Below are 14,038 nucleotides of genomic sequence, written 5' to 3'. Positions count from 1 at the left end.
GACAGCGAGTTGGACATCAAAGACACCCGGAAGACTGATCGGCATAGTCGACGACACCGGTGAACTGCTGCCGGACGGGCGGGTCGTGGACCCGCACCGCACCCTGCGTCCGCTGGCCGTGGCCGCCTGACCCTCAGTCGAACGCTCCGAGGTCCAGGCGGGCGAGCCGTTCCGGGTCGGCCAGGATGTTCAGGGCCACGATCCGGCCGTCGGCGACGGTGACGCCCATGACCGACAGCGGGCGTCCCTCAGGCGCGTTGACGACACCGATCTCCCCGTTGACCAGCACCACCCGCGCGAACTGAGCGAACTGCCGGAACAGCAGCGCCTGTTCGGCCACCGGCTTCGCGCCGCGCACCGTCTTGGAGGCGGCGGCGCCCCCGACCAGCGCACCGGAGTCGGCCCGCAGCACCACGTCCGGATGCAGGACCGCGACCAGTGCCTCGAAGTCACCGGCTCGGGCGGCCGCCATGAAGGCGTCGACGACCTGCCGCTGTCTGCCGAGGTCGGGTTCCGAGGACGGGGTGGCACCGCGGACGCGGCGCCGGGCCCGACTGGCCAGCTGTCGGGTCGCCGCCGAACTGCGCTCCACGATCGGCGCGATGTCGTCGAAGGGCACGGCGAACATGTCGTGCAGCACGAACGCCAGCCGCTCGGCGGGTTCGAGGGTCTCCAGGACCACCAGCAGGGCCAGCCCCACCGAGTCGGCCTGCAGTACTTCCTGCTCGGGGTCGATCTGCGACAGAGGCCTGATCACGGGATCGGGCACGAACGTCTCGTCGATGGGATCCTCGCGACGCGAGGCCCGGGAGCGCAGCATGTCGAGACAGACCCGTCCGACCACGGTGGTCAGCCAGCCGCCCAAATTCTCGATGGCGTGCGCGTCGGAGCGGCTCAGCTTCAGCCAGCTCTCCTGGACGGCGTCCTCCGCCTCGACGACCGAACCGAGCATCCGGTAGGCGACCGCCTTCAGATGGCCCCGGTGTTCCTCGAACCGGTCGGCCAGTGCGTCCGTGCTGTTCATGTGCTCCCCCATGTGTTCGGCTGTGCCTATCGGTTGAAGACCTCGAACGCGACCGCGGGCCGGCCCCCGAACCGCTCCCCCGCCGCCGTGGCGTTCGCCGTCAGGAATCCGCGGGCGTAGGTCTCCGGGTCCTCGTCGGTCAACGCCTCGATGTAGCTGCGGTGTTCGAGCAGCGAGTGCACCGCACGTTCCAGTCCGGCCGAGGCGTCCGCCGCGTGCGTGGGCGAGGCGGAGCCTGCGACGGCGACCCAGCGGACGCCGTTCCAGGGCTCCAGGCCCTGTTCGACGAGCTCGGGGAAGATCCACCGGTTGCCGGCGTCACCCGCCGCGTCGAGCACGGCGCGGCCGACGGCCACGTGGTCCGGAGTGTTCCAGGCGACCCCGCCCCAGGTGTCGCGGTGGTTGAGGGTGATCACCAGCTCGGGCCGGTGGCGGCGGATCGCGGCGGCGATGTCGCGGCGCAGCGCGGTGCCATACTCGACCACGCCGTCCTGGTGGTCGAGGAACTCCACCTGCGTCACCCCCACCACCGCCGCGCTCGCCCGCTGCTCCCGCTCGCGCAGCGGACCGCACTTCGCGGGCTCCAGGGTGTCGATGCCCGCCTCACCGCGTGTGGCCAGTACGTAGACGACCTCGCGGCCCTCGTCGGTCCAGGCGGCGACGGCCGCCGAGCACCCGTACTCGAGGTCGTCCGGGTGCGCGACGACGGCGAGGGCGCGCTGCCAGTCGGCGGGCATGGGCTGCAGCTCGGTGATCTTCGGCTCGGTCATGGTCGAAGACTAGTGCGTGACGCCGACATCACTCCCGGTGAATGTCATGCCTCGTCACGCGTGAGCGCCAGCAGCCGGTCCAGCACCCGGGGACCGCCGGCCCGTACGCCGTCGTGCTCGAACTCGTCGGTCACCCAGGTCCGCAGGCCGCGGATGGTGCGCGCCGTCTCCAGAGCGTGGGCCGTGTCGACGTACATGTCGTCGTGGTAGATCGCCGCCGCGACCGGGACCTCGTTGGCGGCGAGGCGGGCGGGGTCGTACAGGGGCGGCCAGTCGGTGCGGGCGGCGAGCAGCTCGGCGGTCTCGCGCAGGGGGCGCAGCGCCGGGTCGCAGTCGAACATCCAGGGGTGGACGGACTCGCCGGTGAACAGGAGCGGGCCGTCGCCCGCGAGGGCCTTGGCGGCGTCGAACTGCGGGAACTCGGCGCGGACGCGTTCGGCGGACCAGGCGGTGGGGCGTTCGTCCTGGCCGTAGATCGCCTCGTGGACGAGGGCGTAGAGGGGGTGGCTCGCGTAGGACAGGAGGCCTTGGGCCTGTTCCTGGAACGCGTCGGAGAGGGCCTGACCGTGCAGGGTGCGGACGAAGGCGTGTTCCAGGAGGTAGTGCAGGCGGTGGCTGCCCTCGCTGCCGCCGAGGATGATGCCGAGGGACTGGAAGGCCTCGGCGGTGAGGCGGTAGCCGCCCGGGAGGGTGACCTCGTGGGTGAGCAGGTGGTCGGCGATACGACGGGCGCGCTCGACGTCCTGCGGGTAGCGGGCGTAGTGGGCGGCGACCTTGCGTTCGATGCGGGGGTAGGCGGCGCGGTAGACGTCGTCGGCGTGGGCGTCGAGGGAGGGCAGGCCGCCGGTGATCACGGCGGCGGTGAGGCCTTCGGGGGCACTGGAGAGGTAGTTCACGGTGCAGAAGCCGCCGAAGCTCTGGCCGAGGACCGTCCATGGGGCGCCGCCGGTGACCTGGGGCCGGATCGCCTCGCAGTCGCGGACGATCGCGTCGGCCCGGAAGTGCGCGAGGTAGTCGGCCTGTCGGGCGGGGACGCCGCGCAGCGGGAGGGTCTGGCGGTTGGCGGGGGTGGAGTGGCCGGTGCCGCGCTGGTCGAGGAGGAGGACGCGGTACTCCTTGAGGGCGCGCCCCAGCCAGGACTGCCTGCCCACGAAGCGGTTGGCGCCGAAGCCGGGGCCGCCCTGGAGGTACACGAGCCACGGCAGGTTCTGCTGGGCCTTGTCGCTCGCGACGACCTCACGGGCGTAGAGCTCGATCGTCTCCCCCGCCGGGTCGTCGTGGTCGAGAGGCACGGTGAAGTGGCGGTCGGTGAGGACGACGCCGGGCTGGCGGTAGGTGGCGGTCAACGGGTCTCCAGGGACGGATGGGTTTCGGACCGCGTCCCACTTCACCACAGGTTCGTCCGGCGGCCGACCCCCGGATCATGAAAACTTACTGACCGGGCGATCAGCGGGCGGACAGGCTGGAGCGTCGTACGACGAGCTCCGGCTGGAGTACGACACGCCGGTGCTCGTGCCGCTTCGTCGCGGTCTCCGCCTCCGTCTCCTCCAGCAGCAGCTCGGCGGCCAGGGCGCCCATGGTGACGGCCGGCTGGCGTACCGAGGTGAGCGGGACGGCCGCGGCGGCGGCGAACTCGATGTCGTCGTAACCGACGATGGCGAGGTCGTCGGGGACCGTTATGCCGGCTGCGTACATGGCCTGCAGGACGCCGAGGGCGAGGAGGTCGTTGGCGCAGAAGACGGCGGTGGGCCGGTCGGCGAGGCCGAGCAGGCGGGCCCCTGCGTCCCGGCCTGCGGCCACGTCGAGCCGCTCGGTGGGCAGCTCGCGCAGGCAGTCCGGTCCGAGGCCGGCCTCGGCCAGGGCGTTCAGGGCGCCCGTGCGGCGGTCGCGGACCTGGTTGAGGCCGGGCGGACCGCTGACGTAGGCGATGGTGCGGTGCCCGGCGTCGACGAGGTGGCGCACCGCAAGTGCGCCGCCCGCCACGTCGTCGACGGAGACGGAGCACTCGGTGGTGCCCTCGGCGACCCGGTCGACGAGGACGAAGGGGATGTTGTGCCGCCGGAAGGTCTCGATGTTGCGGCCGGTCGCGTCGGCGGGGGTCAGCAGCACACCGCGCACCCGCTGCTCGGCGAAGAGGGAGAGGTACTCGGCCTCCTCGCCCGCGCTCTGGGCGCTGTTGCAGACCATGACGCCGAGCCCGGCGTCGCGTGCGGCACGCTCGGCGCCCCGCGCGACGTCCACGAAGAACGGGTTGCCCATGTCCAGGACGAGCAGCCCCATGATCCGGCTGCGGCCCGCGCGCAGCTGGCGGGCGGACTCGCTGCGGACGTAGCCGAGCCGGTCGATCGCGGACAGCACCCGGGCACGGGTCTCCGTGGCGACCGTGTCCGGACGGTTGATCACGTTCGACACCGTGCCGACGGAGACTCCGGCGGCGCGGGCGACGTCCTTGATACCCACCGACTGACTCATCGGGCAGGGACCTCCAGGGGGACGTGATTCGGCCGGAAGGCCTTCACATTACCGTCATCGTTCGGCGCATCATGCCCGGTCACGCGGGCAGTGCGAAGTCGACGACATGGAGTGCCGAGGGGGTCGTACCGCTCGACTTCTCCTGGTACATGAACGACAGGACGTTGTCCGCCTCGACCCGCAGCTCGTCGATCACGACCTCGCCGAAGGCGTTCAGTTCGCTGCCGTCGTACAGCAGCGTCCAGTCCGTGTAGCCGGAGGCCTTCGAGGCGCCGGCGATCCGGCCGAAGGGGAAGATCGCGTAGGCGTTGTCGTACTTGTCCAGGATCAGCTTGGTGCGCTGGCTGGAGCCCAGCGCGACGGGGATCTCGGTCTTCTGCCAGGTGCCGGAGGAGTTCTTGCGGACGTGGAAGGCGCGGCCGTTGGCGGTGCGGTCGGCGACGTAGTTCGTGGTGCACTGGCCGAAACGGCCGGGGACGTAGCTGATGACGGCGTGCGGGAGGCCGGTGGAGTCGGTGAACTGGCTCTCCTGGTTCATCAGCGAGTGGTCCGGGTTGAGCGGGTCGACGACCAGTCCGCCGTCGGTGACGGCCACCGTGTCGGAGCTGCCGGTGGTGCCTACGACGGTGCCCGCGTCGTTGCGCCAGGTGCGGCCGCGGTCGGTGGAGTAGACGTAGCCGGTGTCGTGGTTGGTGATGCCGCCGCTGTTGCACATCACGGCGGCGTTCTGCTCACGCCAGGTGAAGAAGGAGTGCAGCCGCCCGTTGACGTCGTAGTCGATGCCGTGCAGGTACATGTTGCGGGCGGTCGAGGAGCCGTGCGAGCTGGTGTACGTGCCGGTGGAGCTGGACCACTCCCCCAGTGCCGTCCACGTCGAACCGTCGTACTCGGCGAGGGCGTTGCGGCCGTTGCCGGAGATCCCGACCCGATAGCTGAGCTGGAGCTTGCCCTCGGGGGTCGAGATGAACTGGGGGTAGGTGAACTGCGAGGTGAGAGCGAGGCCGTCGAGCGAGGTCTGGACGGAGCCGAAGACGGACGAGGTCCAGGACGTGGTCGCCGGGTTGTCGAGGAGTCCGGCGATGGACTTCACATAGAAGTAGCCGTCGCTGTGGGAGTCCATGTTGAGGTGCAGGCGGCCGTCGACCTTGGAGACGCCCATGGAGATGACGTTGTGGGAGTCGCTGGTCTTGAGGACGTGGGACAGCGTCACGGTCGACCAGCTGCTGCCGCCGAGCACGCGGCGGCCGACCACGGCGTTGCCGGTGGCGGTGTACCAGGCGGCGTACTGGTAGCCCTTGTAGGTGAACAGACCGTTCTTCTGGAACGAGTTGTTGTTGACCAGTCCGTCGTAGGAGACGAAGAAGATGGCCTGACCGTCGAGTTGGGTGGTGCTCTTCTTGCTGACGGAGGGGCCGGGATCGGCGGCCCGTGCGATGCCCGGCGTTGCCACGGCCGCCAGTATGGCGGTCGCGAGGACGGTACGTCTTCTCATGAGCGGCTCCAGCGGGTGGCGAGGGGACTCAGGCGAGGTGGAACACTTCGGTGAGCGGTTTCATGGCCTCGTCGGGCCGGGCGCCGTCCAGTGACTCGAAGAACGGCGCCATCTCGGCCTGCCAGCGGGCGTTGACCTCGGTGGCCTCCATGCCGGCGATCGCGGCGGCGAAGTCCTCGGTCTCCAGGTAGCCGACGAGAAGGCCGTCGTCGCGCAGGAAGAGGGAGTAGTTGTGCCAGCCGGTGGCGGAGAGCGCTTGGAGCATCTCCGGCCACACGGCGGCATGGCGTTCGCGGTACTCGGCGAGCCGGTCCTCGCGGACCTTGAGGAGGAAACAGACGCGCTGCATGAGGTACCAGCTCCCGCAGGGGTGGAAGGGGATCAGAAGTTGAACTGGTCGATGTTCTGGGCATTGAACACGGTCGGCTTGCCGAGGGTGATCACGCCGTCCTTGCCGATGGTGTATGTGGTGGAGCCGGCCTTGAAGGTCTCGCCCTCCTTGCCGGTGATCTGACCGGAGGCCAGCGCGACGGCGGTACGGGCGGCAAGCTCGCCGAGCTTGGACGGGTCCCACAGCTCGAAGCCCTCGACGGTGCCGTTCTTGACGTACTTGCGCATGTCGTTCGGGGTGCCGAGGCCGGTCAGCTTGACCTTGCCCTTGTACTTGGAGCCGGACAGGTACTGGGCGGCGGCCTTGATGCCCACCGTGGTCGGGGAGATGATCCCCTTCAGGTTCGGGTACTGCTGGAGCAGGCCCTGGGTCTGCTGGAAGGACTGCTGGGCGTCGTCGTTGCCGTAGGCGACCTTGACCAGCTTGATGTTCTTGTACTTCGGGTCCGCCAGCTCCTTCTTCATGAAGTCGATCCACACGTTCTGGTTCGTCGCGGTCTGCGCGGCGGACAGGATTGCGATCTCGCCCTTGTAGCCGATCTGCTGGGCGAGCAGCTGCACCTCGGTACGGCCGAGGTCCTCGGCGCTGGCCTGCGAGACGAAGGCGTTGCGGCAGTCGGGCTTGGTGTCGGAGTCGTAGGTGACGACCTTGATGTTGTTCTTCATGGCCTGCTTGAGCGCGGTGCACAGGGCGCCCGGGTCCTGCGCGGACACGGCCATCGCGTTGACCTGTTGCTGGGTGAGCGTGTTGACGTAGGAGACCTGGCCGGCGGTGTCGGTGGCGCTGGAGGGGCCGACCTCCTTGTACTTGCTGCCCAGCTCGGTGAGGGCCTGCTCGCCGCCCTTGTCGGCGGAGGTGAAGTACGGGTTGTTGACCTGCTTGGGCAGGAAGCCGACGGTCAGGCCCTTCTTGAGGACGGCGCCCGGGTCGGCCTTGGCGGTCGAGGTGGCCGCCGTGTCGTCGCTCTTGGAGTTGTTCTTGGTGGTGCCACCGCAGGCGGTCAGCGCGAGAGCGAGAGAGGTTCCGGCGGCGAGCGCCGCACAGGCACGGCGGAGGGATGACTTGCGCATAGCGGGTCCTTTTGACGAAGGGTGAGTACGACGCGCCCCACAGGGGCGCGGGGAACTGCGCGACCAGCCACATCCGGCCGTCAGCCGACAGGCGACCTAGCCGGCTGAGCGTGCCGCCCGAGCCACACTGATCTGCCTCGCGACCCGTGGGCCGAGAACGGAGATCACGAGCAACACACCGGTGACGACGATCTGCGACTGCGCCGAGACATTGAGCAGGCTCATCACGTTCTGCAGCGCTCCCAGCAGGAAGACACCGGCGATCGCGCCGCCCAGCGTGCCCTTGCCGCCGTCGAAGTCGATGCCACCGAGCAGCACGGCGGCGACGACGGAGAGTTCGAGACCGGTGGCGTTGTCATAGCGGGCGCTGGCGTAGTGCAGCGCCCAGAAGATCCCGGTGAGGGACGCCATCAGCCCCGTCACCGTGAACAGGATCAGCTTGTGCCGCTTGACGCGGATGCCGGCGAACCGCGCCGCCTCCTCGTTCGCACCGATCGCGAACAGGGAGCGTCCGAAGGGGGTGGCGTGCAGGACGACCACCGCGATGGCGAGCAGTACCAGGAAGGGCAGGAGGGCCTGCGGGAGGAAGGTGTTCCCGATGCGTCCGGCCGCGAAGTCCAGGTACTGGGTGGGGAAGTCGGTCACCGCGTCGGAGCCCAGCACGATCTGTGCGATGCCCCGGTAGGCGGCGAGGGTGCCGATGGTGACGGCGAGGGAAGGCAGTCCGAGCCGCGTGACGAGGAGGCCGTTGATCAGGCCGCACACCACGCCCAGCAACAGGCACAGCGGGATGATCGTCTCGATGGCCATGCCGTCGTTCCACAGTCTGCCCATCACGGCGCCCGAGAGGCCGGCCGTGGAGGCGACGGACAGGTCGATCTCGCCGGAGACGACCAGCAGCGTCATGGGCAGGGCGATCAGGGCGATCGGCAGGGTGTTGCCGATCAGGAACGACAGGTTCAGGGCGTTGCCGAACCCGTCGACCGTGCCGAACGACATCAGCAGCAGGACGACCAGGAGCGCGCCGACGACCGTGTCCCAGCGGACCGCGCGCGTCAGTGACTCAGGCATGGCGGGCGTTCCTCTTCTTCAGGGCGGAGGCCACGCGCAGCGCGACGACCCGGTCGACCGCGATGGCGAGGATGAGCAGGATGCCGTTGATGGCGAGCACCCACACGGAGCTGACGCCGAGGGCGGGCAGCACGCTGTTGATGGAGGTCAGCAGCAGGGCGCCCAGCGCCGCCCCGTAGACACTGCCGGAGCCGCCGGTGAAGACGACGCCGCCGACCACGACCGCGCTGACGACGGTGAGTTCGTAGCCGTTGCCGGTCCCGGAGTCGACGTTGCCGAACCGGGCCAGGTACATGGCGCCCGCGAGGCCGGCGAGGCCGCCGCAGAAGGTGTACGCGGCCAGGATCCGCTTGCGCACGGGGATGCCCGCAAGCCTGGCGGCCTCCGGGTTGGAGCCGAGCGCGTACAGCTCGCGTCCGCTGCCGAAGTGCTTGAGGTAGTACGCCGTCGCCACCAGCACCACCAGCGCGATCAGGGCCAGCCACGGCACGGCGGAGAGGCCGCCGGAGCCGAAGTCCACGAAGCCGCCGGGGAGGTCGGCCGCAGTGATCTGGCGGGAGCCGACCCAGATGGAGTCGACGCCTCGGATGATGTAGAGCGTGCCGAGGGTGACGACGAGGGCGGGCACCTGGCCGAGACTGACGAGGAGGCCGTTGAGCAGGCCGAAGCCGACGCCGAGCAGCACCGCCAGGACGACGGCCACCACCGCGTTCCCGCCGCCGTGCAGATAGTCACCGGCGGCGAAGGCCGCGATGCCGAGCGTGGAGCCGACCGACAGGTCGACGTTCCTTGTGATCACCACCAGGGACTGGCCGGTGGCGACCAGCACCAGGATGGTCGCGTTCAGCAGCAGGTCCTTGATGCCCTGCTCGGACAGGAACTGGCTGTTGCCCGCCTGGGTGATGGCGATCATCACCAGGAAGACCACCAGGATGGCGAGTTCGCGCATCTTGAAGACGCGGTCGACGAGCCGGGTGCCGCTGGACCTGGGCACCTCGGCGACGGGGGCTTCGTTGGGAGTGGTCACCGTCATGCGGCGGCCCTCCCGGTGGCTGCGGCCATCACGGTTTCCTCGGTGGCTTCGGCGCGTGGGATCTCGGCGGTCAGGCGGCCCTCGTGCATCACGAGCACGCGGTCGGCCATGCCGAGGATCTCGGGCAGGTCGGAGGAGATCATCAGGACGGCCACGCCGTCGGCGGCCAGCTCGCTCAGCAGCCGGTGCACCTCGGCCTTGGTCCCGACGTCGATGCCTCGGGTGGGCTCGTCGACGATCAGTACCCTCGGGCCGGTGGCGAGCCACTTGGCGAGGACCACCTTCTGCTGGTTGCCGCCGGACAGGGTGTTGACCGTGTCGGCGATCCTGGCGTACTTCACTTGCAGCTTGACGGCCCAGTCGAGGGAGCGGCTGCGTTCGGCGCCGCGGTCGACGAGGCCCGCCCGGACCGATGTGCGCAGACCGGTGAGGCCGATGTTGCGCTCGATGGACATGTCCATCACCAGGCCCTGGGCGCGCCGGTCCTCGGGGACGAGGGCGAGCCCTGCGGCCATGGCGGTGGAGGGGGCGCCGTTGGTGAGCTTGCGCCCCTGGACCTCGACCTCGCCGGCGTCCCAGCGGTCGATGCCGAAGACGGCCCGGGCGACCTCCGTACGGCCCGCGCCGACGAGTCCCGCGAGACCGACGATCTCGCCGTGCCGCACCTCGAAGGAGACGTCGGTGAAGACGCCCTCGCGGGTCAACCGCCGTACGCTCAGCGCGACTTGGCCGGGCTGGACGTCCTGCTTGGGGTACAGCTCGTCGAGGTCGCGGCCGACCATGCGCCGTACCAGGTCGTCCTCGGTCATGCCCTCGATCGGCTCGCTGGAGATCCGGGCGCCGTCGCGCAGGGTGGTGACCCGCTGGCAGATCTCGAAGATCTCCTCAAGACGGTGCGAGATGAACAGCACCGCGGCCCCCTGTTCGCGCAGGGTGCGCACGACGCCGAAGAGGCGGGCCACCTCGCTGCCGGTGAGGGCGGCGGTCGGCTCGTCCATGATCAGGACGCGGGCCTCGAAGGAGAGGGCCTTGGCGATCTCGACGATCTGCTGGTCCGCGATGGACAGGCCGCGGGCCGGGCGGTCGGGGTCGAGTTCGACGCCGAGGCGCTGCATCAGGGCCAGGGTCGCCGCATGGGTGGCCTTGTGGTCGATACGGCCGAGGGCGCGTCGGGGCTGGCGGCCCATGAAGATGTTCTCGGCGATCGAAAGGTCGGGAAAGAGCGTGGGCTCCTGGTAGATGACGGCGATGCCGGCGTCGCGGGCGTCGCCGGGTCCGTGGAAGACGACGGGCTCACCATCGAGCAGCACCCGGCCGGCGTCGGGCCGGTGCACACCGGCAAGGGTCTTGATCAGGGTCGACTTGCCCGCGCCGTTCTCTCCGGCGAGTGCGTGCACCTCGCCGGGGAACAACTCCAGGGAGACGTCCCGCAGGGCGCGCACCGCGCCGAAGGACTTCGAGATGTCCTCGAGCGCCAGCACCGGGGCCGGACCCGTGTCGGACGGGTGGGTCATTAGGGGCTCCTCGACGACGCCGACAAGGGGCTCACGACGTCGTGAAAGGTTTCAACTTGGTTGCCGGGACGTTAGGCGCGTCGCCCATGTCACGTCAATGGGTGGACCTCGAAAAAATTTCGAGAGCCCGTCGAGATCCAAAGGTCACGGTCAGGCCACGGGTAGCAGCCTCTGCCCGAACGCTTGACACCCCCGTGGGGAGTTCTAAGCTTCCCGTCCTGAATCGATTCATCCATCTGCCCTTACGGCCAGACGTCACAGGAGCCCTGAAGTGACCGAGCTCGCCGCGGTGAAGGCCGCGCTGAAGACCCAGGCAGTCGAGACGCCGTCGTGGGCGTACGGGAACTCGGGGACCCGGTTCAAGGTGTTCACGCAGCAAGGCGTTCCCCGTACGCCGCAGGAGAAGCTGGCCGATGCGGCCCAGGTGCACGCCTTCACCGGTGTGGCGCCGACGGTCGCGCTGCACATTCCGTGGGACAAGGTGGACGACTACGGTGCTCTGGCCAAGTACGCCGAGGACCAGCGCGTGAAGCTGGGAGCGATCAACTCCAACACGTTCCAGGACGACGACTACAAGCTGGGCAGCATCTGTCATCCCGATGCGGCGATCCGGCGCAAGGCGGTCGATCACCTGCTGGAGTGCGTCGACATCATGGACGCCACCGGGTCCAGGGACCTGAAGCTGTGGTTCGCCGACGGCACCAACTATCCCGGCCAGGACGACCTGCGCGCCCGCCAGGACCGCCTCGCCGAGGGACTGGCCAAGGTGTACCAGCGGCTCGGGGACGGGCAGCGGATGCTGCTGGAGTACAAGCTCTTCGAACCCGCCTTCTACGCCACCGACGTGCCCGACTGGGGCACCGCCTACGCCCACTGCCTCAAGCTGGGTGAGAAGGCGCAGGTCGTCGTCGACACCGGGCATCATGCCCCCGGCACCAACATCGAGTTCATCGTCGCCACCCTGCTACGGGAGAACAAGCTGGGCGGCTTCGACTTCAACTCCCGCTTCTACGCCGACGACGACCTCATGGTCGGGGCCGCCGACCCCTTCCAGCTGTTCCGGATCATGTACGAGGTGGTCCGGGGCGGGGGATACACGTCCGAGGTCGCGTTCATGCTGGACCAGTGCCACAACATCGAGGCCAAGATCCCCGCCATCATCCGGTCCGTGATGAACGTCCAGGAAGCCACCGCCAAGGCACTGCTCGTGGACGGGGACGCACTGAGCGCGGCACAGCGCTCGGGGGATGTGCTCGAAGCCAACGCCGTGCTGATGGACGCCTACAACACCGACGTGCGGCCACTGCTCGCCGAGGTCCGCGAGGACATGGGCCTCGACCCCGACCCGATCGGCGCGTACCGCCGCTCCGGATGGGCCCAGAAGATCGTCGAAGAGCGCGTCGGCGGGCAGCAAGCCGGATGGGGAGCCTGAGCGCTGCTACTCATCTGCCGGGACTTGTTGTTTGCAGGCTGCGGGCCCGATGTGGCTGGTCGCGCCCGCGCGGCGGAGCCGCACATTGATACAGCCCCGCGCCCCTGACGCGGCGGGTCGCGCCGCCCGCGCGACGGAGCCGCACATTTGAACAGTCCCACGCACCTGACGTGGTTTCCGCCATCGGTAGTCGGTAGCCGACGTCGGCCGTCGGCGCACGCGGCCGCTGGGAGATTCCTGACCGTACCTGGGGGTCCTTGATCACGTCTGCGACGTTGCCGAGCGCGGCGTGAGTGTGCGCGGCGATCCGCGGGTCCGGTCGCCGTCCGGTCGGTATGCGGAGGGGCTCGTGAACATGGGTCCCGCGGTCAGGTTTCTCCCATGCCGAACGAGTCGTGGACGGGCCGCACCTCCACCGCCACGACGTGGAAGTCCAGGACGCGTGCGGCGATCTCCCGTGCTCGTTCCGGGTGGCGCAGTCGATCACGTAGTACGCGGTCATGTGGTCGGTGGTGTCCGTGAGCGGGCCGTCCGCCGTGGTCGGGGGCATTCCTTCGCCGCGCCACCGGATGGTCTTCGTGTCACGGGGGAAGGCGAGCCCGGCTCCGTTCAGCATCTCGCCGGTGCCTTCCAGGTCCTGGTGGAGTGCTTCGTGCCGGCGGAACACCTCCGCGCGTTCGGCGGCGGTCATCGCCTCGGTCGCCGCGGGATCGGCGTACATCAGGACCAGGTACTTCATGCGGCCGCCTCGACAGTGGCGACCACGGAAGCGGCCACCCGGACGAGTGCGGCGGTGGCGGTCGAGCAGGACTGCTGGGGCCAGGCGATCGACAGGGTGGCCGGTGGGGCGTCCGGGACCTCGCGGTAGGCGAGGCCCGGGCGCGGGTAGCGGGTGGTGACGGACTCGGGCAGCAGGGTCACGATCTCGCCCAGTTCGACGAGGGTGAGCAGTTGGGGCAGGTCGGCGATGCCGTGGCGCTCGACGACCGTGTCCAGGTAGTGCGCCAGGCCGTCGAGGCGGCCGGATTCGACTCCCGGGATGGCCAGGTCGGCGAGGGTGAGGTGATCGCGGGCGGCCAGGGGGTGGGTGGCGGGGAGGGCGGCCAAGCGGCGTTCGACGGTGACCGTTTCGCTGTCCAGGCCGGTGTGGTCGAAGGGTTCGTAGATCAGGGCTGCGTCCGCCTCGCCCTGGCGCAGCAGACGGGCCTGGTCGCCCCAGCCGGAGAGGCGGAGCGTGACGGGGAGGGCGGCGGGCTCGCTCGCGTAGCGGGCGAGGATGGGTTCCAGCAGGCCCCCGTCGCCGTCGGCCTTGAGGGCCAGGACCAGTTTCGCGTCCTGGGCGGCCGCCCGCTGCGCCCGACGGCCGGCCGCCTGCAGTGCGTCGAGCGCGATCCGGGCCTCCCCGAGCAGGACCGTGCCGGCGGGGGTCAGTTCGACGCTGTGGGTGGTGCGCTCGAAGAGGGTGACGCCCAGGTCGGCCTCGAGCTTGCGGATGGCGCGGGAGAGGGGCGGGGCGGAGATGCCCAGCCGTTCGGCGGCGCGGGCGAAGTTGAGTTCTTCCGCCACGGCGACGAAGTAGCGCAGTGATCGGGATTCCACGACCCGGCACCTCCGTTCGGTATTACCCAGAGGGTAACAAGCGGGATCCCTTCGATCCTTCCGTCTCGGCGGGGGTGCACCGCAGGATCGAAGCACGCGGTCCCCGGTCCGTCCAGCTGGTCCAGCCGACGACCGAAGGGTGCCAACTGCCTTTCCAGCGAGCCCTCTTG

The 14,038-nt window shown here is 69.6% G+C and carries 13 protein-coding genes; 2 read left to right on the top strand and 11 right to left on the bottom strand.

Translation table 11 applies throughout. The annotated features are described in order from the left end of the window. The coding region (locus ABD355_RS17075; RefSeq protein ID WP_425585757.1) for a DUF5999 family protein at positions 1 to 130 on the top strand (130 nt) is incomplete at its 5' end. A gap of 3 nt (positions 131 to 133) precedes the next feature. On the opposite strand, the gene sigJ is transcribed toward ABD355_RS17075, so the two are convergent. The 10 genes from sigJ to ABD355_RS17025 all read right to left on the bottom strand — a co-directional run bounded on the left by sigJ (position 134) and on the right by ABD355_RS17025 (position 10,837). Next, positions 134 to 1,024, bottom strand: a complete 891-nt coding sequence (gene sigJ, locus ABD355_RS17070) for an RNA polymerase sigma factor SigJ (RefSeq protein ID WP_344401175.1) — start codon at positions 1,022 to 1,024, stop codon at positions 134 to 136. A gap of 26 nt (positions 1,025 to 1,050) precedes the next feature. After that, complete coding sequence (locus tag ABD355_RS17065; protein WP_344401174.1) at positions 1,051 to 1,794, bottom strand: PIG-L deacetylase family protein; 744 nt, start codon at positions 1,792 to 1,794, stop codon at positions 1,051 to 1,053. 44 nt (positions 1,795 to 1,838) lie between these two features. After that, a complete protein-coding gene (locus ABD355_RS17060) occupies positions 1,839 to 3,140 on the bottom strand; it encodes an alpha/beta fold hydrolase (RefSeq protein ID WP_344401173.1) in 1,302 nt (433 codons plus the stop codon). A 100-nt stretch (positions 3,141 to 3,240) separates the two neighbouring features. Continuing rightward, entirely contained in the window at positions 3,241 to 4,266 is a 1,026-nt protein-coding gene (locus tag ABD355_RS17055; protein WP_344401171.1) for a LacI family DNA-binding transcriptional regulator, read from the bottom strand. 79 nt (positions 4,267 to 4,345) lie between these two features. Continuing rightward, positions 4,346 to 5,758 (bottom strand): BNR repeat-containing protein, encoded by a 1,413-nt coding sequence (locus tag ABD355_RS17050; protein ID WP_344401169.1) that lies wholly within the window; start codon positions 5,756 to 5,758, stop codon positions 4,346 to 4,348. Between the two features lie 28 nt (positions 5,759 to 5,786). After that, positions 5,787 to 6,107, bottom strand: coding sequence for an L-rhamnose mutarotase (locus ABD355_RS17045; RefSeq protein ID WP_344401168.1), 321 nt, complete (start codon positions 6,105 to 6,107; stop codon positions 5,787 to 5,789). A 32-nt stretch (positions 6,108 to 6,139) separates the two neighbouring features. Next, on the bottom strand, positions 6,140 to 7,219 hold the full coding sequence (gene rhaS, locus ABD355_RS17040; RefSeq protein ID WP_344401167.1) for a rhamnose ABC transporter substrate-binding protein: 1,080 nt from the start codon (positions 7,217 to 7,219) through the stop codon (positions 6,140 to 6,142). A 96-nt stretch (positions 7,220 to 7,315) separates the two neighbouring features. Further along, a complete protein-coding gene (locus ABD355_RS17035; protein WP_344401166.1) occupies positions 7,316 to 8,290 on the bottom strand; it encodes an ABC transporter permease in 975 nt (324 codons plus the stop codon). Further along, entirely contained in the window at positions 8,283 to 9,323 is a 1,041-nt protein-coding gene (locus ABD355_RS17030) for an ABC transporter permease (protein ID WP_344401164.1), read from the bottom strand. Before ABD355_RS17030 ends, ABD355_RS17035 begins: the two co-directional genes overlap by 8 nt. Beyond that, on the bottom strand, positions 9,320 to 10,837 hold the full coding sequence (locus ABD355_RS17025) for a sugar ABC transporter ATP-binding protein (RefSeq protein WP_344401163.1): 1,518 nt from the start codon (positions 10,835 to 10,837) through the stop codon (positions 9,320 to 9,322). Before ABD355_RS17025 ends, ABD355_RS17030 begins: the two co-directional genes overlap by 4 nt. Positions 10,838 to 11,108: 271 nt before the next feature. On the opposite strand from ABD355_RS17025, the gene rhaI reads away from it, so the two are divergent. Further along, the gene (rhaI, locus tag ABD355_RS17020; protein ID WP_344401162.1) at positions 11,109 to 12,269 is read left to right on the top strand and encodes an L-rhamnose isomerase; all 1,161 of its coding nucleotides are present in this window, start codon (positions 11,109 to 11,111) and stop codon (positions 12,267 to 12,269) included. 735 nt (positions 12,270 to 13,004) lie between these two features. Here the strand turns inward: rhaI and ABD355_RS17015 are convergent. Then, on the bottom strand, positions 13,005 to 13,868 hold the full coding sequence (locus tag ABD355_RS17015; protein ID WP_344401161.1) for a LysR family transcriptional regulator: 864 nt from the start codon (positions 13,866 to 13,868) through the stop codon (positions 13,005 to 13,007). Positions 13,869 to 14,038: the final 170 nt, after the last annotated feature.

Origin of the sequence: Streptomyces longisporus, assembly GCF_039532765.1 — a bacterium.
GTDB lineage: Bacteria > Actinomycetota > Actinomycetes > Streptomycetales > Streptomycetaceae > Streptomyces > Streptomyces longisporus.
The sequence above is the reverse complement of the archived record's forward strand: the minus strand, read 5'-3'. Positions and strand labels throughout refer to the sequence as shown.

Bases quoted from the DNA above. Each gene is read 5' to 3' on its own strand.
- ABD355_RS17050 (WP_344401169.1), bottom strand. From the start codon at position 5,758: ATGAGAAGACGTACCGTCCTCGCGACCGCCATACTGGCGGCCGTGGCA.
- ABD355_RS17055 (WP_344401171.1), bottom strand. From the start codon at position 4,266: ATGAGTCAGTCGGTGGGTATCAAGGACGTCGCCCGCGCCGCCGGAGTC.
- rhaS (WP_344401167.1), bottom strand. From the start codon at position 7,219: ATGCGCAAGTCATCCCTCCGCCGTGCCTGTGCGGCGCTCGCCGCCGGA.
- ABD355_RS17045 (WP_344401168.1), bottom strand. From the start codon at position 6,107: ATGCAGCGCGTCTGTTTCCTCCTCAAGGTCCGCGAGGACCGGCTCGCC.
- ABD355_RS17025 (WP_344401163.1), bottom strand. From the start codon at position 10,837: ATGACCCACCCGTCCGACACGGGTCCGGCCCCGGTGCTGGCGCTCGAG.
- ABD355_RS17030 (WP_344401164.1), bottom strand. From the start codon at position 9,323: ATGACGGTGACCACTCCCAACGAAGCCCCCGTCGCCGAGGTGCCCAGG.
- ABD355_RS17035 (WP_344401166.1), bottom strand. From the start codon at position 8,290: ATGCCTGAGTCACTGACGCGCGCGGTCCGCTGGGACACGGTCGTCGGC.
- sigJ (WP_344401175.1), bottom strand. From the start codon at position 1,024: ATGAACAGCACGGACGCACTGGCCGACCGGTTCGAGGAACACCGGGGC.
- ABD355_RS17065 (WP_344401174.1), bottom strand. From the start codon at position 1,794: ATGACCGAGCCGAAGATCACCGAGCTGCAGCCCATGCCCGCCGACTGG.